Origin of the sequence: Microbacterium sp. p3-SID336 (assembly GCF_025143365.1) — a bacterium.
In the GTDB taxonomy this organism is placed as follows: Bacteria; Actinomycetota; Actinomycetes; order Actinomycetales; family Microbacteriaceae; genus Microbacterium.
In genome coordinates this window covers 1-16991 of sequence record NZ_JALXPE010000075.1, presented here as the reverse complement: position 1 = coordinate 16991, position 16991 = coordinate 1, and the positions used below count along the sequence as shown (strand labels likewise).

Below are 16991 nucleotides of genomic sequence, written 5' to 3'. Positions count from 1 at the left end.
GCGTGCCGCGGCGGTTCAGCCGCAGCGATAGGTGACGCCGCCGACGTCCCACACCCCCGGGCCGAGCTCGGCGCACATCCCGATGATGCCGGCGAACACGGTGACCAGCAGGATGATGCCGATGATCTCGAGGATCGTGAGGACGGCGCCGACGACGATGCCGGCGATCGCGAGGCCCTTCGGGGCGCCCGCCTTGCTCAGCTGCACGGCGGCGATGATGCTCAGGATGAGGCCGATCGGCGGCAGCAGGAACGCCAGCACGAGGCCGACGATGGACAGCACGCGTCCCGGCGGCGAGGTCGGTGCGGCGGGCGCCGCATAGTCCGGTGACGGCGGGGCCGACCCCGGCGCGGAGTATGCGGGCGCGCTCTGAGACGCCGCGGGGGGCGGAGGGTACGCGGCGGCGGGGTCGCCGCCTGGCAGGCCGTGCCCGGACGGCGGAGGCGAGTCGGGGAGCGGGGCATCGGGTGGTGGGTTCGTCATGCTGTCTCCTTGTCGTGATGGCGAACGGCGCCGGGGTGCTCAGCCGCTCCGGTCCCAGAGCGTAGCGACGGCACAGGAGCCGCACCACCCCCGCCTCGGGCAGGAATGCGCCTTCCCGCCGCCGACGCCGGGGCGTAGCGTGCCCGTATGTGCCGAAACATCGTTCCGCTGAACAACCTCGAGCCCGCGGCGACCGATGAGGAGTGCCACGACGCCGCCCTCCAGTTCGTGCGCAAGATCTCCGGGTCGACCGCACCGTCGCGCGCCAACCAGGACGTGTTCGATCGGGCGGTCGAGGAGATCGCCGCGGCGACCCGGCGGCTGCTCGACGAGCTCGTGACACCGGCGGCCCCCAAGAACAGGGAGGCGGAGGCCGCGAAGCGTCGGGCCCGCTCGGCCGAGCGGTACGAGGCGATCCGGGTGTACCAGCAGGAGAAGCGCGCCGCGCGCTCGGCCCCCTGAGGTCGCTGCGCGGCCGCGACCGGCGCCTGTGCCAGAATCGACGTACCCCGCTCGACTTTCCCCGCGGATCCGGTGATGAAGGCACTGGAATCGCGACGCCGGCCCCACCGGCAGGGAATCTCCCCAAGGAGAGCCGTATATGTCAGACGACGCCCCCCGAATCCTCGTGGTCGACGACGATCACGACGTCGCCCTGCTCGTGAAGACCGTGCTGGAGCGCCGTGCCGGCTGCATCGTCGACGTCGCGGAGGACGGACGCAGCGCGATCGAACGCGTGGCGGAGGTGCGGCCGGACGTGGTCGTGACCGACATCGAGATGCCGGGTCTGAGCGGCCTCGAGCTGCTGGCGGAGCTGCGCCGCACGATCCCCTCCGTCCCGGTCATCGTGATGACCGCTCACGTCTCGGTGGAGTACGCGGTCTCGGCGCTGCGCGCGCAGGCCGACGAGTTCCTGACCAAGCCGCTCGACAATGCCCGGCTCGTGGACGCCGTCACCCGTCTGGTGGAGGAGGGCCGCCGCCGTCGCGAGGAGTCCCACACCCCGGAGACCGTGCTGGCGATCGGCGCGCACCCGGACGATGTGGAGCTCGGCGTCGGCGGCATCCTCGCCGCGCACGCCGCCGCCGGCGACCGGATCACGATCCTCACCCTGTCCCGCGGATCCAGGGGCGGCGATGCCGACAGCAGGCAGAACGAGTCGCTCGCGGCAGCCGAGCGGATCGGCGCGCGGCTGTTCCTCAAAGACCTCGTCGACACGGAGATCTCCGGCGGCGGCTCGACCGTGCGCCTCATCGAGGAGGTGGTGCGCGAGATCCAGCCCACCGTCGTCTACACGCACTCGCACAACGACAGGCATCAGGACCACCGTGCGGTGAACGAGGCCACGGTCGTGGCGACCCGCCGCGTCGGGACGGTCGCCTGCTACCAGAGCCCCTCGTCCACGATCGACTTCCGGCCGACCCGCTTCGTGCGCATCGACCGATTCCTCGACGAGAAGCTGCGACTGCTGGAGTGCTTCCACTCGCAGACCGCCGCGAACCGCGACTACCTGGCCCCCGAGTTCGTCACCGCGACCGCGCGGTACTGGTCGCGCTTCGGCGGCGGCGATGCGGTGGAGCCGCTCGAGGTGGTGCGCGAGACGGCGGAGTTCGTCGGTGCCCACGAACTCACCCGACAGGAGAACTGAATGACGCAGCGCGTGCTGGTGACCGGAGCGGGCGGCCCCGCCGGTGTGGCCGTGATCCGCTCCCTCCTCCGCCGCTCCGACCTGACCGTCTTCGCGGCGGACATGGACGGATGGGCCAGCGGCATCTACCTCGTGCCGCCGGCACAGCGCCGCCTGGTGCCGCCGGGTCGCGACGCCGACTTCGTGCCCGCGATCGCGCGGATGGTGGCCGAGGACGCCATCGACCTCGTCATCTCCACCGTGGACGTCGAACTGATCGCGCTCGCGGACCGTCGCGCGGAGCTGGCACCCGCGGTGCTCGCGGCGCCCTCGTCCGACACGCTGCACACCGCGCTCGACAAGCTCGCCCTCGCGGAGCGGTGCGCGCCCACGGGTCGTGTCCCGCGCACCGTGCTCGCCGGGCCCGACGCCGCCGCGGTGGACTGGGACTTCCCGGTATTCGCGAAGCCGCGCCAGGGGGCGGGCAGCCGCGGCATCCGGCTCGTGCCCGATCGCGCGGCCCTCGATGCCCTGCCCCTCGACGAGGGCCTGATCGTGCAGGACTTCCTGCCCGGCGAGGAGTACTCGGTCGATGTGATCGCCGACGCCGCCGGCTCCGTCGTGGCCGCCGTGCCGCGCACCAGGGCCCGTGTCGACTCGGGCGTCGCCATCGCCGGCCGCACCCTGCGCGACCAGGAGCTGGAGGAGACCGCTGCGGCGATCGCCAGGGCCATCGGGCTGGTCGGTGTGGCCAACGTGCAGCTGCGCCGCGACCGGGACGGCCGTGCCGTGCTGCTCGAGGTCAACCCGCGCTTCCCCGGCGCGCTCCCGCTGACGATCGCGGCGGGTGTCGACATCCCCTCGCTCGTGGCCGACCTGTTCCTCGGGCGCGAGGTGCCCGTGCGGGTGCCGTTCCGCGAGGTGGCCTCCGTCCGCTTCCTGGAGGACGTGATCGTCGAGGTCGACGATCTGCTCGTCTCGGAGCACGCGGGGCATCAGGAGGAGCTGTGACGCAGGCCCTGCTGCACGGTGACCATCACGTGCACTCGACGTTCTCCGACGACGCCGTCTCGACGTTGCAGGAGAACGTGGCAGCCGCCGCGGCCGCGGGGCTGCGGACCGTCCGCCTCGTCGACCACGTGCGGCAGAGCACGACCTGGGTGCCGGAGTACCTCACGGCCGTCCGCGCACTGCGCGTGCCCGAGGGGCTCACGGTGCTCACGGGGGTCGAGGCGAAGATCCTCGACGCGTCCGGTGGGCTCGACATCCCCGAGCTCCCCGCCGGCATCGACCGGATCCTGATCGCGGACCACCAGTTCCCCGGCACGGACGGGCCGCTCGGACCCACCGCCGTGCGGGAGCGGATCGCCGCGGGGTGGGCGCCGGCTGATGTGCTGGACCAGCTCGTCGACGCCCTGATCCGGGTCATGCACCGCCACCCGGGCAACCAGCTCGCGCACTGCTTCTCGATCCTGCCCAAGATCGGGCTGTCCGAGTCCGAGCTCGGCGCCGAGCGGATCGCCGCGTGGGCGCAGGCCGCCGCGGACACCGGGACGCTCGTCGAGGTGAACGAGAAGTGGACCTGCCCCGGCCCCGAGGCGCTCGTCGCGCTCCGCAGTGCCGGAGCCGAGATCGTCGCCTCCACCGACGCGCACATCGCGTCGGACGTGGGGCGGTACGAGCGGATCCTGCCGCTGCTGGACGCGCGGGAGGCGCACTGATGCCCGAACTGTCCTGGATCGAGACCGCCGTGGTGGTCATCCTGCTGCTGTGCGTGCTGGTCGGCACGCTGCCCGTGATCAACACGGGGCTGCAGTATCTGATGCTTCCCGTGCACGCCTTCCGCAACCACTACGGCAAGGCCGCCCCGTACCACCCGAACGTGGCCGTCGTGATCCCGGCGTGGAACGAGGGGCTCGTGATCGGGCCCGCCATCGAGCGTCTGCTGCAGCTGGAGTACCCCGCCGATCGGCTGCGCGTGTTCGTGGTCGACGACGCCTCCACCGACGACACTCCCGCGATCGTGCAGCAGAAGGCGGCCCAGCACCAGGGCCGCGTCGTGCACCTGCGCCGCGAGAAGGGCGGCGAGGGCAAGGCGCACACCCTGAACCACGGGCTCGACGTGGTGCTCGCGGACGACTGGACCGAGGCCGTGCTCATCATGGACGCGGACGTGATCTTCTCGCGCGACTCGCTCCGCAAGCTCACGCGGCATCTCGCCGACGACAAGGTCGGCGCCGTCACGGCGTACATCGCCGAGGGCAGCAGGGACCGCAACTACCTGACCCGCTTCATCGCGATCGAGTACGTGATCGGTCAGCTGTCCGCACGTCGGACCCAGAACGTCGGCGGCGCCATCGCCTGTCTCGCCGGCGGGGCGCAGCTGCACTCCCGCGCCAACCTGGAGGCCATCGGCGGTCGCATCCCCACCGGCACCCTGGCCGAGGACACCATGACGACGTTCGAGAGCCAGCTGCACGGGCGACGGATGGTGTTCGAGCCGCACGCCGTCGTGCTCGCCGAGGAGCCGCGCACGATCGACAGCCTGTGGAAGCAGCGGCTGCGGTGGGCGCGCGGCAACGTGCAGCTCACGTCGATCTACAAGAACCTGTGGTTCCGCCCCAGCAGCGACCACAACCTGGGCAGTTTCGCGTTCGGGCTCGCGTGGTTCACCATCCTGCTGCTGCCGGTGTTCATGCTGCTCGCCGCGGCCGGCCTGATCGCGCTGCTGCTGCTGCACAGCGACGTCGCCGAGTTCGTGTTCCGGTTCATGTGGATCGGCGCCGCGTGCATCTACATCTTCTCGATGCTGTACTCCGTGCAGCTGGACCCCCGCATCGGCCGGCAGTCCTGGCGGGAGGCGATCATGTTCCCCGGGCTCGGCGCCCTGGTCCTGATGGTGCTGGCCCTGTTCCCCTGGATGCTCGACGGGCTGCTGCGGGCGTTCGGCGAGGAGGCGACGGACCAGACGCGGTTCGTGTTCCTGCTGGTGATCGCGCTGTGGGGGCCGGTCTCGATGGTCGGGATCTGGCTCGCGCGGGTGGTGGAACCGCTGCCGGGCGGCCGATTCTTCGCCGGCCTGCTGCTCTACGTGTGCGGCTACGGCTCGCTGCTGTGCGCCATCACGGTCGACTCCTATCTGAAGGAGTGGCGCCGCGCCGACGCCTCCTGGATCAAGACCGAGAAGATCGGACGGGTCGACGCATGACCGACGCACCATCGCACGACGCCGAGGTGGAGGAGATCGCGGAGGACGCCCGCCGCGAGAAGCGTCTCATCCCGCAGGCGCTGATCTCCCTGGGCATCGTCGTCGCCATCGTCATCGTGCGAGAGCTGCTCCTGCGATGACCGGGAGGCCGCTGGCCCTCGTGGTGGAGGACGCCGCCGACCAGGCGACGCTGCTGGGCCGCTACCTCGACAGGGAGGGGTTCGACGTGCTGATCGCTCCGGATGCGGAGTCCGCGATCGCCGCGTTCCCCGACATCCATCCGGTCCTGGCGGTGGTCGATCTGCTGCTCCCCGGGATCTCGGGGCACACGTGCGCCCGACTGGTGCACGAGCAGTTCCCCGACTGCTTCCGCGTGATCAGCTCGGTGCTGGACCCGGCGGACTACCCCGAGGCGGAGGCCGCGCTGCCGAAGCCGTTCACCGGGGCCGCGCTGCACCGCGTCGTCGAGGGGATCGCGCGATGAGGGCCACGCCGCTCGAGCGCGCCGAGAGCCGCTGGTACCGCATCTTCGACAACCCGAGCCCGATCGTCAAGCAGACCCCGACGATCGTGGCGACCGCGATCGCGGCCCTCATGACCTGGGCGAACCCGGAGCTGCCGTTCACGCACATGGGCGCCGCGCTGGCCGGGATCGGCGTGGTGTTGTTCGCGAGCATCCAGGCGGGAGTGCTGAGCGCGCTGCATGTGCGGGACGGCTGGATCGTGCTGGCCGTGCCGATGATCGACATCGTCGGGCTCGGGCTCTTCCGTGCGGGGACGGGCGGGCCGGCCTCGCTGTTCAGCTCGCTCGTGCTGCTGCCGGTCGTCTGGATCGCGGCCGCGCCGGGGATCCGCTGGGTGTTCGTGGTCGGTGGACTCACGTCGCTCGCCCTGCTCATGCCCTACTTCGTCGATCCGCCCTCGAGTGCGGTGGAGTGGCTGCGCGGCGTGGTCGGCCCGCTCGTGTTCGCCGCGGTGGCCGCCGTCGTGAACGAGCTGTCGCGACAGCAGCGGGTGCGGGCGGAGCAGGCGGAGAGCCTGGTCACGGAGCGCACGAAGGCACTGTCCGAGAACGTCGCGATGATCGTGCAGCTGCGGCAGAAGGAGCATCAGTACCGCGAGCTGCTGGACTCGTTCGAGAGCCTGTGGGCGTCGATCACCGCGCAGGCCGTGATCGCGACGGACCGCGGCGGGCGGATCACGGCCTGGAACCCCGGCGCCGTCCGGCTGCTCGGGCTGACGGTGGACGAGGCGCTCGACGACGTGCGCGTCGACCGCTTCTTCTCCCGCTCTGTGCTGTCGATGCTCGCCGAGGACACCGCGCTGCGTGCCGAGGCGGCGAGCGAGCCGGCGTCGGCCGGGGAGCTGCCGGCTGTCGCGGCGGACCTGCCGGACGGGATCAGGGCACTGTTCGCCCAGGCAGACGCGGGGCTGACGGTGGACGGTGACATCGAGGTGACGACGGCGGGAGGGACGACCGTGCCCGCCCGTGTCACGGTGAGCCCGCACAAGGACGGCGCGGGCGCCCAGCAGGGGTACCTCTTCGTGCTGACGGACGAGACCAGGGCCGTCGAGGTGGCCCGGATGAAGGACGAGTTCGTCGGGATGATCTCGCATGAGCTGCGCACGCCGCTGAGCGCGATCATCGGATTCCTCGACCTGCTGCAGAACGACCCGGGGCAGCCGCTCACCGAGGACCAGCAGGAGTTCGTCGGCATCATCGAGCGCAACGCGCAGCGGCTGCTGAATCTCGTCGGCGACCTGCTGTTCACGGCGCAGGTGGAGTCGGGCCGGTTCCCGCTGGAGCGCGAGGAGGCGGATGTGGCCGAGCTGGTCAGGGCCGCCGTCGCGTCGGCGGGACCGCATGCACAGCGCGAGGGCATCGACCTCGTGGCCGAGGTGGGGGAGACGCCGCTGCGGGCCATGGTCGACGCGGGGCGCATCGGGCAGGCGGTGGACAACCTGCTGTCGAACGCGATCAAGTTCACCCCGCGCGGCGGCACGGTCACCGCGACGGCGCGGCCGGTCGACGGCGGCGTGGAGATCTCGATCGCGGACACCGGCGTCGGCATCCCGGAGGACGAGCAGGGGATGCTGTTCACGCGGTTCTTCCGAGCCTCGACCGCGACGCGCAACGCCGTGCCCGGCGTGGGCCTGGGGTTGACGATCACGCGGGCGATCGTGCTGGCGCACGGGGGAGCGATGGACGTCGCGAGCAAGGAGGGCGTCGGGACGGAGTTCCGGTTCGTGCTGCCCGTCGCGCCGCGCACCGAGGTGCTGCAGACCTTGAGCCGCGCAGACTGACTCGTACCACCGATCCACCGCCAGTGGTACCATCGGGTCATGGATACCACCTTTGTCGCGCCGATGGGCGATCGCGGCCGACTGGTCGTGCCTGCCGAGCTCCGCGCGCGACAGAACTGGGAACAGGGCGTCCCGCTGCTCATGATCGAGTCCCGCGGCGGTGTCGTGCTGATGACGCGCGAGCAGGCGAAGGCGCTCATCCGCACGCAGCTCGACGGCACGAGCGCCGTGGACGCGCTCCTCGCCGAGCGCCGGGCGGCCGCCTCCGCCGAAGACGCGGCATGACCGTCCTCGATGCGTCGGCGGTGCTGGCGTTCCTGCAGGGCGAGCCAGGCGCGGATCGCGTCGAGGAGCTTCTCGACGGCGCCGTGGTCGGTGCGGCGAACTGGTCGGAGATCGCGCAGAAGGTGCGTGCGGCCGGCGCCGACTGGGGGATCGCCTCGGGGCTGCTCCTCAGCTACCGCCTGACCATCGAGCCGGTCTCGGTGGCGGATGCCGAGGCGGCCGCGTCGCTCTGGCGTCGGGGGAGCGGCCTGTCGCTCGGGGACCGGCTCTGCCTCGGTCTGGCGGAGCGCCTGGGCGCGACGGCGGTGACCGCCGACCGTGCCTGGGGCGAGTCGGACCGCATCGAGCAGCTGCGACGCTGAGCCGGGACAGGGCGATGCGCGGCCACCGCCCTTCGGACTGATATCCTGGTCGGCTCGCTGGGCGCGGGCGGAAGGACGGCCACGCACCGTGGGCTACATCGACGCATCCGGGATCTCGCTGACGCTTCCCGACGGAAGACCATTGCTCGACGAGGTGACCTTCCGCGTCGGCGCGGGGTCGACGAGCGCGCTGATCGGTCCGAACGGCGCGGGCAAGACCACGCTGCTGCGCATCATCCGCGGCGATCAGCCGGCCGACGACGGCGTGGTCACGATCGACGGCGGGCTCGGCGTGATGGACCAGTTCGTGGGGCACGGCGAAGCGGGGCAGACCGTGCACGAGCTGCTCGTGCGCGTGGCCCCCGCCCGCATCCGCCTCGCAGCCGAGGCGCTGGACGCAGCTGAGAACGCCCTGATCGAGCGCGACGAGCACGACACGCAGATGGCCTATGCGGCCGCGATCGCCGAGTACGCCGACGCCGGCGGCTACGAGCACGAGACCGTGTGGGACCAGTGCACGGTCGCCGCGCTCGCGGTGCCGTTCGAGCGCGCGCGCTACCGCGAGCTCACCTCGCTCTCCGGCGGTGAGCAGAAGCGGCTCGCCCTGGAGGCGCTGCTGCGCGGACCCGACGAGGTCCTGCTGCTCGACGAGCCCGACAACTACCTGGACGTGCCGACGAAGCGCTGGCTGGAGGAGCAGCTGCGGCAGACCCCGAAGACGGTGCTGCTGGTCTCGCACGACCGGGAGCTGCTGGCGCGTGCCGCCGACCGGTTGATCACCCTCGAACCGGGTGCTGCAGGGTCGACCGCATGGGTGCACGGCGGAGGCTTCGCCACCTACCACCAGGCCAGGACCGACCGGATGGAGCGCCTGGACGAGCTGCGGCGCCGCTGGGACGAGCAGCACGAGAAGCTGCGCACGCTCGTCGCCACGCTCAAGGTCAAGGCATCTGCGAACGACGGCTTCGCCTCGCGATACCAGGCCGCCCAGACGCGGCTGCGGCGCTTCGAGGACGCCGGTCCGCCCGAGGAGCGCCCGCCCGCGCAGGAGTTCGACATGCGCCTGCGGGGGTCGCGCACCGGGAAGCGGGCCGTGGTGGCCGAGCGGCTGGAGCTCACCGGCCTCATGCGGCCGTTCGACGCCGAGGTCTGGTACGGCGACCGTGTCGCCGTGCTCGGGTCGAACGGCTCGGGCAAGTCGCACTTCCTGCGACTGCTCGCCCGCGGCGGCACCGATCCCGATCCCTCGCTCGGCCACGTCACCTCCGCGGCGGAGGACCTGTCGCCCGTGGCGCACACCGGGCGGGCGGTACTGGGAGCGAGGGTGGTGCCGGGGCTGTTCGCACAGACGCACGCGCACCCCGAGTTCGTAGGGCGCACGCTCCTGGAGATCCTGCACCGCGGGGACGACCTCCGCGCCGGCATGCCCCGGGATGCCGCGAGCTCGGCGCTCGACAGGTACGGGCTCGTGCGTCAGGCGCAGCAGACGTTCGAGTCGCTGTCCGGCGGGCAGCAGGCGCGGTTCCAGGTGCTGCTGCTCGAGCTCTCCGGTGCGACGCTGCTGCTGCTCGACGAGCCGACGGACAACCTCGACCTGGAGTCGGCGGAGGCGCTGGAGGATGCACTCGGGCGCTTCGAGGGGACGGTGCTGGCGGTCACGCACGACCGGTGGTTCGCGCGCTCGTTCGACCGCTTCCTGGTCTTCGGCGCCGACGGCGAGGTGTACGAGTCCGGCGAGCCGGTGTGGGACGAACGCCGGGTGGCCCGTGCGCGCTGACGCCCCGGCTCGTGCCGCTCGCGGTGCCCGGTAGGCTGGACGGGTGACCATGGAGATCGAGCTCGGCCGAGGAAAGCGCGCCCGTCGCGCGTACACGTTCGACGACATCGCGGTGGTGCCATCGCGGCGCACGCGCAACCCGGAGGACGTGTCGACCGCCTGGACGATCGATGCGTTCGGCTTCGAGATCCCGGTGCTCGGAGCGCCGATGGACTCGGTCGTGAGCCCGCGCACGGCCATCATGCTCGGGCAGCTGGGCGGGCTCGGCGTGCTCGACCTCGAGGGGCTGTGGACGCGCTACGAGGACCCGGAGCCGCTGCTCGCCGAGATCGCGGGGCTCGCCGACGACCGCGCGACCGTGCGCATGCAGGAGCTGTACTCGGAGCCGATCAAGCCGGAGCTGATCACCCGTCGCCTCGCCGAGATCCGCGAGGCCGGGGTCACCGTGGCCGGCTCGCTCACGCCGCAGCGCACCCAGGAGTTCTACGACACCGTGGCGGCGGCGGGCGTCGACCTGTTCGTGATCCGCGGGACTACCGTCTCGGCCGAGCACGTGTCGAGTGTGGCGGAGCCGCTGAACCTCAAGAAGTTCATCTACGACCTCGACGTGCCCGTGATCGTGGGCGGCGCGGCGACCTATACCGCGGCGCTGCACCTCATGCGCACCGGAGCGGCGGGCGTGCTCGTCGGCTTCGGCGGCGGCGCGGCCTCCACCACGCGGGCGACGCTGGGCATCCACGCGCCGATGGCGACGGCGGTCTCCGACGTGGCTGCGGCCCGGCGCGACTACCTCGACGAGTCGGGCGGGCGCTACGTGCACGTCATCGCCGACGGCGGTGTCGGCACCTCGGGTGACATCGTGAAGGCGCTCGCGATGGGCGCGGACGCGGTGATGCTCGGCGTGGCCCTGGCGCGCGCGACCGACGCCCCGGGCCGCGGCTACCACTGGGGTCCCGAGGCGCACCACCCCAAGCTCCCGCGTGGCCGTCGGGTCGAGGTGGGCGGCATCGGCACGCTCGAGGAGATCCTGTACGGCCCCGCACCGGTGGCCGACGGCACCGCGAACCTCATCGGCGCGCTGCGCAAGTCGATGGCCACCACCGGGTACTCCGACCTCAAGGAATTCCAGCGGGTCGAGGTCGTGCTGGCCCCGTACGAGGCCTGAGCCCGCATCACCGTGACATCCCCCGCACTGTTCCCGCCCACCCTTCGCGAGGTGATGCTGCGCGGCCGCTGGATCGGCATGCTCGTGCTGTGTCTCGTGGTGGCCGGGGTGTTCGCGTGGCTAGGGCAGTGGCAGCTGGAACGCGCGATCGAGACCGACCCGCCGCCACCGGGGGCCACCGAGCAGGTGCGACCGCTGACCGATGTGGTCGAGCCGGGGGAGTATCTGCCCGAGCCGCTCGTGGGCCAGCGTGTCGAGACCTCGGGGACGTGGATCCCGGAGGACTTCCTCGTGGTGTCGAGCCGCTTCAACGACGGCGTCGAGGGCTACTGGGTGACCGGTCAGCTGCGGGTCGACGAACGCGTGTCGATCGCCGTCGCGCTCGGCTGGGCTCCCGACCGCGAGGCGGCGGATGCCGCGGTGGAGCGTCTGGCCGCGGACGCGGACGGCGGCACGGTGGAGGTCTCGGGCCGCATCATCTCGGACGAGGGGCCGTCGGTGCCGCCCCGCAGCGACCCGGAGCGGCTGGACCGCATGTCGCCCGCTGCGCTGCTGAGCCGCTGGCACGACACCGAGCAGCTCGACGTGTACCGGCCGTATCTGGCCGCGACGACCGCGACCGCGGGGCTGGTGGACATCTCCTCGCCCGCGCCGGACGAGCAGTCGCCGGTGAATTGGCTCAACGTGTTCTACGCGGCCGAGTGGGCGATCTTCGCGGGCTTCGCGTTCTACCTCTGGTACCGGCTCGCGAAGGACGCCTGGGAGCGCGAGCTGGAGGAGTTCGAAGACGCCCGTTCCGCGGCCGGTGAGGCGTCGACGGGGTCGGCCGGGGCCTGAGCCCCGCGCATCCGCGCGATCGGAGGTGCGCGTCTGCGCGCGCGGATCCGCCGATGTGAACCTTCGTCAGGGGGTGATCCGGGCCATTCGGTGAGCGCTCGATGACCAATGGGAAAACTCCGTTGAGGATGTCGGAGCCGCTCCGTATGCTCGCCCCATGTGCGCACGCTGGGAGTTCCCGATGCGTGCGGTGACAGCGTCCTGAGCAGCGCGAACTCGACCCGAGGAGACAGCACCGATGATGTCCGCCCCAGAGACCGGGAGCCCCATGAACCCCGTCTCGCACCGTAGAAGCCGGGGGCGCATCGGCGCTCTCGCCGTGACCTGCGTCGCCGCCCTGAGCCTCGGCTCGCTCGCCGCCGCACCCGCCGTCGCCGACACCACCGGGACGGGGGTGGTGATCAACGAGGCGTACCTGTCCGGCGGCAGCGCCGGCGCGGCATTCACGAACAAGTTCGTCGAGCTGTACAACCCGACCTCGGCGCCGGTCACCCTCGACGGCATGTCCCTGCAGTACCGGTCGGCGACCGGTGCCGCCGCCTTCACCGGAGTCGCCCCGCTGAGCGGCGTGATCCCCGCCGGCGGTCACTTCCTGGTGCAGGGCAACAGCAACGGCACGAGCGGCGCGGCGCTGCCGACGCCCGACGCCACGACGGGCCTCACCCCGAGCGGCACGAACGGCACCATCGCCCTGGTGCGGGGCACCGCCGCGATCAGCCTCGCGCCCGGCTCGGCGGTCGGCGTCGACGGTGTGGTCGACCTGCTCGGCTACGGCAACTCGAACACGTTCGAGACGAAGGCGGCCGCCGCGCCGTCGAGCAACACCGACGTGCGCTCGCTGAACCGCACGAACGGCGCGGACACGGACGACAACAGCGCCGACTTCTCGCTCTCGGCGGCCATCACGCCGCAGAACTCCGGCGGCACGGACCCGGGCACCGACCCCGGCACGGATCCGGGCACCGACCCCGGCGCGGAGCCGCAGAAGGCGACCATCGCCGAGGTTCAGGGCACCACCGACGTCTCGCCGCTGAACGGGAAGCGCGTCCAGGTGGAGGGCGTCGTCACCGCCGACCACCGCACCGGCGGCTACAAGGGCATCGTCATCCAGACGCAGGGCTCGGGCGGCGCCACCGACGCCACGCCCGGAGCGTCGGACGGCGTCTTCGTGTTCCTCAACGCGCTCGCCCCGACCCTCGCGATCGGCGACCTCGTGTCGGTCACGGGCACGGTGAGCGAGTACTACGGACAGACCCAGCTGAACCCGGCCGCCGTCTCCGACATCGCTGTCGTCGCCGCCGGCGTCGGCGTGCCCGAGGCCACGCCGCTGCCCGACACGGTGCAGGGTGCGGAGCGCGAGCAGTACGAGAACATGTATGTCGCGCCGACCGGCACCTACCGTCTGGCGTCGAGCCACCAGCTCTACAACTACGGCACCCTGTGGCTGAACGCGGGCGAGGACCTCAACGTCAAGAGCACCGAGACCACGCGCCCCGGACCCGAGGCCGCCGCCATCGCGGCAGCGAACCGCGCGAACCGCCTGCTGCTCGACGACGCCTGGTCCATCCAGGTCACCAACAGCGGACACCCGGGCCAGCAGCCGTACTTCACGAAGGACACGGTCGTGCGCAACGGCGACACCGTCGACTTCGGCGACAACGGCTACGTGCTGCAGTGGGGCTTCGACGACTGGCGTCTGCAGCCCGTCGTGCCGATCGACGACGCCTCGCCCGCCGAGCTCAAGGTCGGCTTCGAGGCGACGAACCCGCGGCCGGAGACGGCGCCCGAGGTGGGCGGCGACGTGCAGGTCGCGTCGTTCAACGTCTACAACTACTTCACGACGCTGAAGAGCGAGAACTCGAACGCGCGCGGCGCGGCGAACGCGGCGCAGTTCGCGATCCAGAAGTCGAAGATCGTCGCGGCCATCAACGGCCTGGACGCCGAGATCGTGTCGCTCATGGAGATCGAGAACTCGGTCAAGCTCGGCAAGCCGATCGACACCGCGCTGAAGGATCTCGTCGCAGGGCTGAACGCCGACGCGGGCAGCGAGGTGTGGGACTACGTGCCCACCCCCGCCGCACTGAACGACGCGGCCACGACCGACTACATCACGAACGCGATCATCTACAAGAAGGATGCGGTGAAGACGGTCGGCGACAGCGCGACCGTCACCGACGAGAGCGTCTGGGGCAACGCCCGTGAGCCGATCGCCCAGGCGTTCGACATCGATGGCCGCGTGGTGACCGTCGTCGCGAACCACCTCAAGTCGAAGTCGCCGCCGGAGGGCGCGGGTGCCGAGCCCGCCGACGGTCAGGGCTTCTTCAACGCCGACCGGGTGGCGCAGGCGAACGCGATCCTCGCCTTCACGGAGGAGCTGGAGCAGAGCTCGGGCAGCGGCGACATGCTGCTGATCGGCGACTTCAACGCCTACGGCGAGGAGGACCCGATCGACGTGTTCACCTCGCAGGGGTGGAGCGACCTCGTCGCCGACAAGGCCGCCGGCCAGTACACGTACACGTTCGACGGCGAGCTCGGCTCGCTCGACCACGTGATCGCGTCGCCGTCGCTGGTGTCGTCCATCACCGGAGCCGGGGTGTGGGGCATCAACTCGCCGGAGTGGAGCGACCGCGGGTACGCGTTCGGCGCCACCGAGGAGGGCACCCCGTACCGGTCCAGCGACCACGACCCGATCCTCGTCGGCGTCTCGGCGGAGATCCCGCCCGTGAGCATCGACGTGGTGACGGTGAACGACTTCCACGGACGCATCGAGGCCGACGGTGCGGCGGCGGGCGCGGCCGTCCTGGCGGGCGCGGTGCAGCAGTTCCGTGCGGCGAATCCGAACCTGATCTTCGCGGGAGCCGGCGATCTCATCGGCGCGTCGACGTTCACCTCCTTCATCAACGACGACAACCCGACGATCGACGCACTGAACGCCGCAGGGCTGGATGTGAGCGCCGCGGGCAACCACGAATTCGACCAGGGCTGGGAGGACCTCCGCGACCGCGTGCAGGACCGCGCGGACTGGGAGTACATCTCCTCGAACGTGTTCCTCACCGAGACCGGCGAGCCCGCTCTCGCCCCGGCCTGGGTCAAGGAGCTCGACGGCGTGAAGGTCGGCTTCGTCGGCGCCGTCACCGAAGACCTCGACTCGCTCGTGTCGCCGGAGGGCATCGCCGATCTCGAGGTGCGCAGCATCGTCGACTCGGTCAACGCCGTCGCCGACGACCTGCGCGACGGGGACGCGTCCAACGGCGAGGCCGACGTGGTCATCCTGCTCGTGCACGAGGGTGCGGAGAGCGTCGAGCTGTCGGCGATCACCGAGGACTCCCCGCTGGGCGAGATCGTCTACGGCGTGGACGAGGACGTGGACGCCATCGTGTCGGCGCACACGCACCTCGCCTACAACCACGTGATCGACGGGCGCCCCGTCGTCTCGGCAGGGCAGTACGGCGAGAACCTGGGTCTCATGAACCTCCAGGTCGACCCGAAGACGAAGGAGCTGCTCTCGATCACGAACGAGATCAAGCCGCTGACCGCCGCAGGCAAGCCGCTGTACCCGGCGGTGTCCGAGGTGCAGGCGATCGTCGATCAGGCCAAGGCCGAGGCCGACGTGCTGGGCGCCATCAAGGTCGGCGACATCACGGCCGATTTCAACCGCGCGCGGCAGAGCGACGGCAAGACGGAGAACCGCGGAGGCGAGTCCACCGTCGGCAACTTCGTGGCCGACGTGCAGAAGTGGTCCACGGGCGCCGATGTGGCGCTCATGAACCCGGGCGGCATCCGCGCGAACCTCACCTACGCCTCGACCGGGGCGAACGACCCGGACGGCAACGTCACCTACCGGGAGGCGGCGACGGTGCAGCCGTTCGCCAACACCCTGGTGACCATGACGCTCACCGGCGCGCAGCTGAAGAGCGTGCTGGAGGAGCAGTGGCAGCCGGCAGGATCGGCTCGACCGTTCCTGAAGCTCGGCGTGTCGGAGGGGCTCGTGTACACGTACGACCCCACTGCGGCAGCGGGCTCGCGCATCACGTCCCTCACCCTGAACGGCACCGCGGTCGACCCCGCGGCGGAGTTCACGGTGGCGGCGAACTCGTTCCTCGCGGGCGGCGGCGACAACTTCGCCACGTTCAAGGAGATCGACGACCGGCGCGACACGGGCAAGATCGACCTGCAGTCCATGGTCGACTGGTTCGCCGCGAACACCACCGCGAGCCCGGACTACGCGCAGCGCGCGGTCGGGGTCGTGCTGAGCCCGGCCGACGCCGACGGCTACAGCGCGGGCGACCAGGTGACGGTGTCGCTCTCCTCGCTGGCGTTCAGCGCGGGCGAGCCGGCGCCGGGCGAGGTGACGCTCTCGCTGGGCGGCACGCAGCTCGCCGCGGGCCCGATCGACCCGACGGTGGTCGACACCACCGACGAGGTCGGGCGCGCCGCGCTCACCTTCGCCGTCCCGGCCGGGGTGTTCGGCGAGCAGCAGCTCACGGTCACCGTCCCTGCAACCGGGACGACGGTGCAGGTGCCGTTCACGATCGCCGGCGAGGAGGAGTTCGGCGGCACCATCGCGCTCGGCGCCTCCAAGGTGGCCGCGGGCAAGAAGCTCCAGATCACGGGGGAGGGCTACCTGCCCGGCGAGACCGTGACCGTGGAGCTGCGCCCGAAGAAGGGCCAGCCGGTCGAGGTCGGCACGGTGCAGGTCGCCGGCGACGGCACGTTCACCACGCAGGTGACGGTGCCGAAGAACGCGCAGCCGGGCAAGTACACGGTCGCGGTGTCGCAGGCGGACGGCGACGAGGCGACGGCCACCGTGACGGTGAACCGCGCCGGCGGCGTCATCGGCGCGATCATCGACTGGCTCTGGGACCTGCTCACCGGCTGGTTCTGAGGCCGGACGGCGGATCATGAGGCGGAGGCCGTCGGGGAGACCCGGCGGCCTCCGTCGT

At 71.4% G+C, this 16991-nt stretch carries 15 protein-coding genes; 14 read left to right on the top strand and 1 reads right to left on the bottom strand.

Going from position 1 to position 16991, the window contains the following annotated elements:
- Positions 1 to 15: 15 nt before the first annotated feature.
- A complete protein-coding gene (locus tag M3C17_RS17080) occupies positions 16 to 483 on the bottom strand; it encodes a DUF4190 domain-containing protein (protein ID WP_259979172.1) in 468 nt (155 codons plus the stop codon).
- A gap of 147 nt (positions 484 to 630) precedes the next feature.
- Here M3C17_RS17080 and M3C17_RS17075 point away from each other — a divergent pair, with 147 nt between their 5' ends.
- The 14 genes from M3C17_RS17075 to M3C17_RS17010 all read left to right on the top strand — a co-directional run bounded on the left by M3C17_RS17075 (position 631) and on the right by M3C17_RS17010 (position 16933).
- Positions 631 to 945 carry a DUF2277 domain-containing protein gene (locus M3C17_RS17075; RefSeq protein ID WP_259979171.1) on the top strand — a complete coding sequence of 105 codons (315 nt, stop codon included), beginning with the start codon at positions 631 to 633 and terminating at the stop codon, positions 943 to 945.
- Positions 946 to 1084: 139 nt separating this feature from the next.
- Positions 1085 to 2131, top strand: a complete 1047-nt coding sequence (locus M3C17_RS17070) for a response regulator (RefSeq protein ID WP_259979170.1) — start codon at positions 1085 to 1087, stop codon at positions 2129 to 2131.
- Entirely contained in the window at positions 2132 to 3121 is a 990-nt protein-coding gene (locus M3C17_RS17065; RefSeq protein ID WP_259979169.1) for an ATP-grasp domain-containing protein, read from the top strand.
- Positions 3118 to 3831, top strand: a complete 714-nt coding sequence (locus tag M3C17_RS17060) for a PHP domain-containing protein (RefSeq protein ID WP_259979167.1) — start codon at positions 3118 to 3120, stop codon at positions 3829 to 3831. Before M3C17_RS17065 ends, M3C17_RS17060 begins: the two co-directional genes overlap by 4 nt.
- Positions 3831 to 5318 carry a glycosyltransferase gene (locus tag M3C17_RS17055; protein ID WP_259979164.1) on the top strand — a complete coding sequence of 496 codons (1488 nt, stop codon included), beginning with the start codon at positions 3831 to 3833 and terminating at the stop codon, positions 5316 to 5318. The genes M3C17_RS17060 and M3C17_RS17055 overlap by 1 nt, the downstream gene beginning before the upstream one ends.
- On the top strand, positions 5315 to 5458 hold the full coding sequence (locus M3C17_RS17050) for a hypothetical protein (RefSeq protein ID WP_259979162.1): 144 nt from the start codon (positions 5315 to 5317) through the stop codon (positions 5456 to 5458). Before M3C17_RS17055 ends, M3C17_RS17050 begins: the two co-directional genes overlap by 4 nt.
- Positions 5455 to 5802, top strand: a complete 348-nt coding sequence (locus M3C17_RS17045; RefSeq protein WP_259979161.1) for a response regulator — start codon at positions 5455 to 5457, stop codon at positions 5800 to 5802. Before M3C17_RS17050 ends, M3C17_RS17045 begins: the two co-directional genes overlap by 4 nt.
- Positions 5799 to 7622: a cell wall metabolism sensor histidine kinase WalK gene (locus M3C17_RS17040; RefSeq protein ID WP_259979160.1), complete on the top strand. Its 1824-nt coding sequence runs from the start codon at positions 5799 to 5801 to the stop codon at positions 7620 to 7622. Before M3C17_RS17045 ends, M3C17_RS17040 begins: the two co-directional genes overlap by 4 nt.
- Before the next feature lie 39 nt (positions 7623 to 7661).
- The gene (locus M3C17_RS17035) at positions 7662 to 7907 is read left to right on the top strand and encodes an AbrB/MazE/SpoVT family DNA-binding domain-containing protein (RefSeq protein ID WP_259979159.1); all 246 of its coding nucleotides are present in this window, start codon (positions 7662 to 7664) and stop codon (positions 7905 to 7907) included.
- Positions 7904 to 8269, top strand: coding sequence for a type II toxin-antitoxin system VapC family toxin (locus M3C17_RS17030; protein WP_259979158.1), 366 nt, complete (start codon positions 7904 to 7906; stop codon positions 8267 to 8269). The genes M3C17_RS17035 and M3C17_RS17030 overlap by 4 nt, the downstream gene beginning before the upstream one ends.
- 88 nt (positions 8270 to 8357) lie before the next feature.
- The gene (locus M3C17_RS17025; protein WP_259979157.1) at positions 8358 to 10046 is read left to right on the top strand and encodes an ABC-F family ATP-binding cassette domain-containing protein; all 1689 of its coding nucleotides are present in this window, start codon (positions 8358 to 8360) and stop codon (positions 10044 to 10046) included.
- 49 nt (positions 10047 to 10095) lie between these two features.
- Positions 10096 to 11211 (top strand): GuaB3 family IMP dehydrogenase-related protein, encoded by a 1116-nt coding sequence (locus tag M3C17_RS17020; RefSeq protein WP_259979175.1) that lies wholly within the window; start codon positions 10096 to 10098, stop codon positions 11209 to 11211.
- A gap of 54 nt (positions 11212 to 11265) precedes the next feature.
- Positions 11266 to 12048 (top strand): SURF1 family protein, encoded by a 783-nt coding sequence (locus M3C17_RS17015; RefSeq protein WP_259979173.1) that lies wholly within the window; start codon positions 11266 to 11268, stop codon positions 12046 to 12048.
- A 238-nt stretch (positions 12049 to 12286) separates the two neighbouring features.
- On the top strand, positions 12287 to 16933 hold the full coding sequence (locus tag M3C17_RS17010; protein WP_259979156.1) for an ExeM/NucH family extracellular endonuclease: 4647 nt from the start codon (positions 12287 to 12289) through the stop codon (positions 16931 to 16933).
- Positions 16934 to 16991: the final 58 nt, after the last annotated feature.

Bases quoted from the DNA above. Each gene is read 5' to 3' on its own strand.
- M3C17_RS17045 (WP_259979161.1), top strand. From the start codon at position 5,455: ATGACCGGGAGGCCGCTGGCCCTCGTGGTGGAGGACGCCGCCGACCAG.
- M3C17_RS17070 (WP_259979170.1), top strand. From the start codon at position 1,085: ATGTCAGACGACGCCCCCCGAATCCTCGTGGTCGACGACGATCACGAC.
- M3C17_RS17065 (WP_259979169.1), top strand. From the start codon at position 2,132: ATGACGCAGCGCGTGCTGGTGACCGGAGCGGGCGGCCCCGCCGGTGTG.
- M3C17_RS17075 (WP_259979171.1), top strand. From the start codon at position 631: ATGTGCCGAAACATCGTTCCGCTGAACAACCTCGAGCCCGCGGCGACC.
- M3C17_RS17030 (WP_259979158.1), top strand. From the start codon at position 7,904: ATGACCGTCCTCGATGCGTCGGCGGTGCTGGCGTTCCTGCAGGGCGAG.
- M3C17_RS17040 (WP_259979160.1), top strand. From the start codon at position 5,799: ATGAGGGCCACGCCGCTCGAGCGCGCCGAGAGCCGCTGGTACCGCATC.
- M3C17_RS17080 (WP_259979172.1), bottom strand. From the start codon at position 483: ATGACGAACCCACCACCCGATGCCCCGCTCCCCGACTCGCCTCCGCCG.
- M3C17_RS17015 (WP_259979173.1), top strand. From the start codon at position 11,266: ATGCTGCGCGGCCGCTGGATCGGCATGCTCGTGCTGTGTCTCGTGGTG.
- M3C17_RS17050 (WP_259979162.1), top strand. From the start codon at position 5,315: ATGACCGACGCACCATCGCACGACGCCGAGGTGGAGGAGATCGCGGAG.
- M3C17_RS17010 (WP_259979156.1), top strand. From the start codon at position 12,287: ATGATGTCCGCCCCAGAGACCGGGAGCCCCATGAACCCCGTCTCGCAC.
- M3C17_RS17055 (WP_259979164.1), top strand. From the start codon at position 3,831: ATGCCCGAACTGTCCTGGATCGAGACCGCCGTGGTGGTCATCCTGCTG.
- M3C17_RS17035 (WP_259979159.1), top strand. From the start codon at position 7,662: ATGGATACCACCTTTGTCGCGCCGATGGGCGATCGCGGCCGACTGGTC.
- M3C17_RS17020 (WP_259979175.1), top strand. From the start codon at position 10,096: ATGGAGATCGAGCTCGGCCGAGGAAAGCGCGCCCGTCGCGCGTACACG.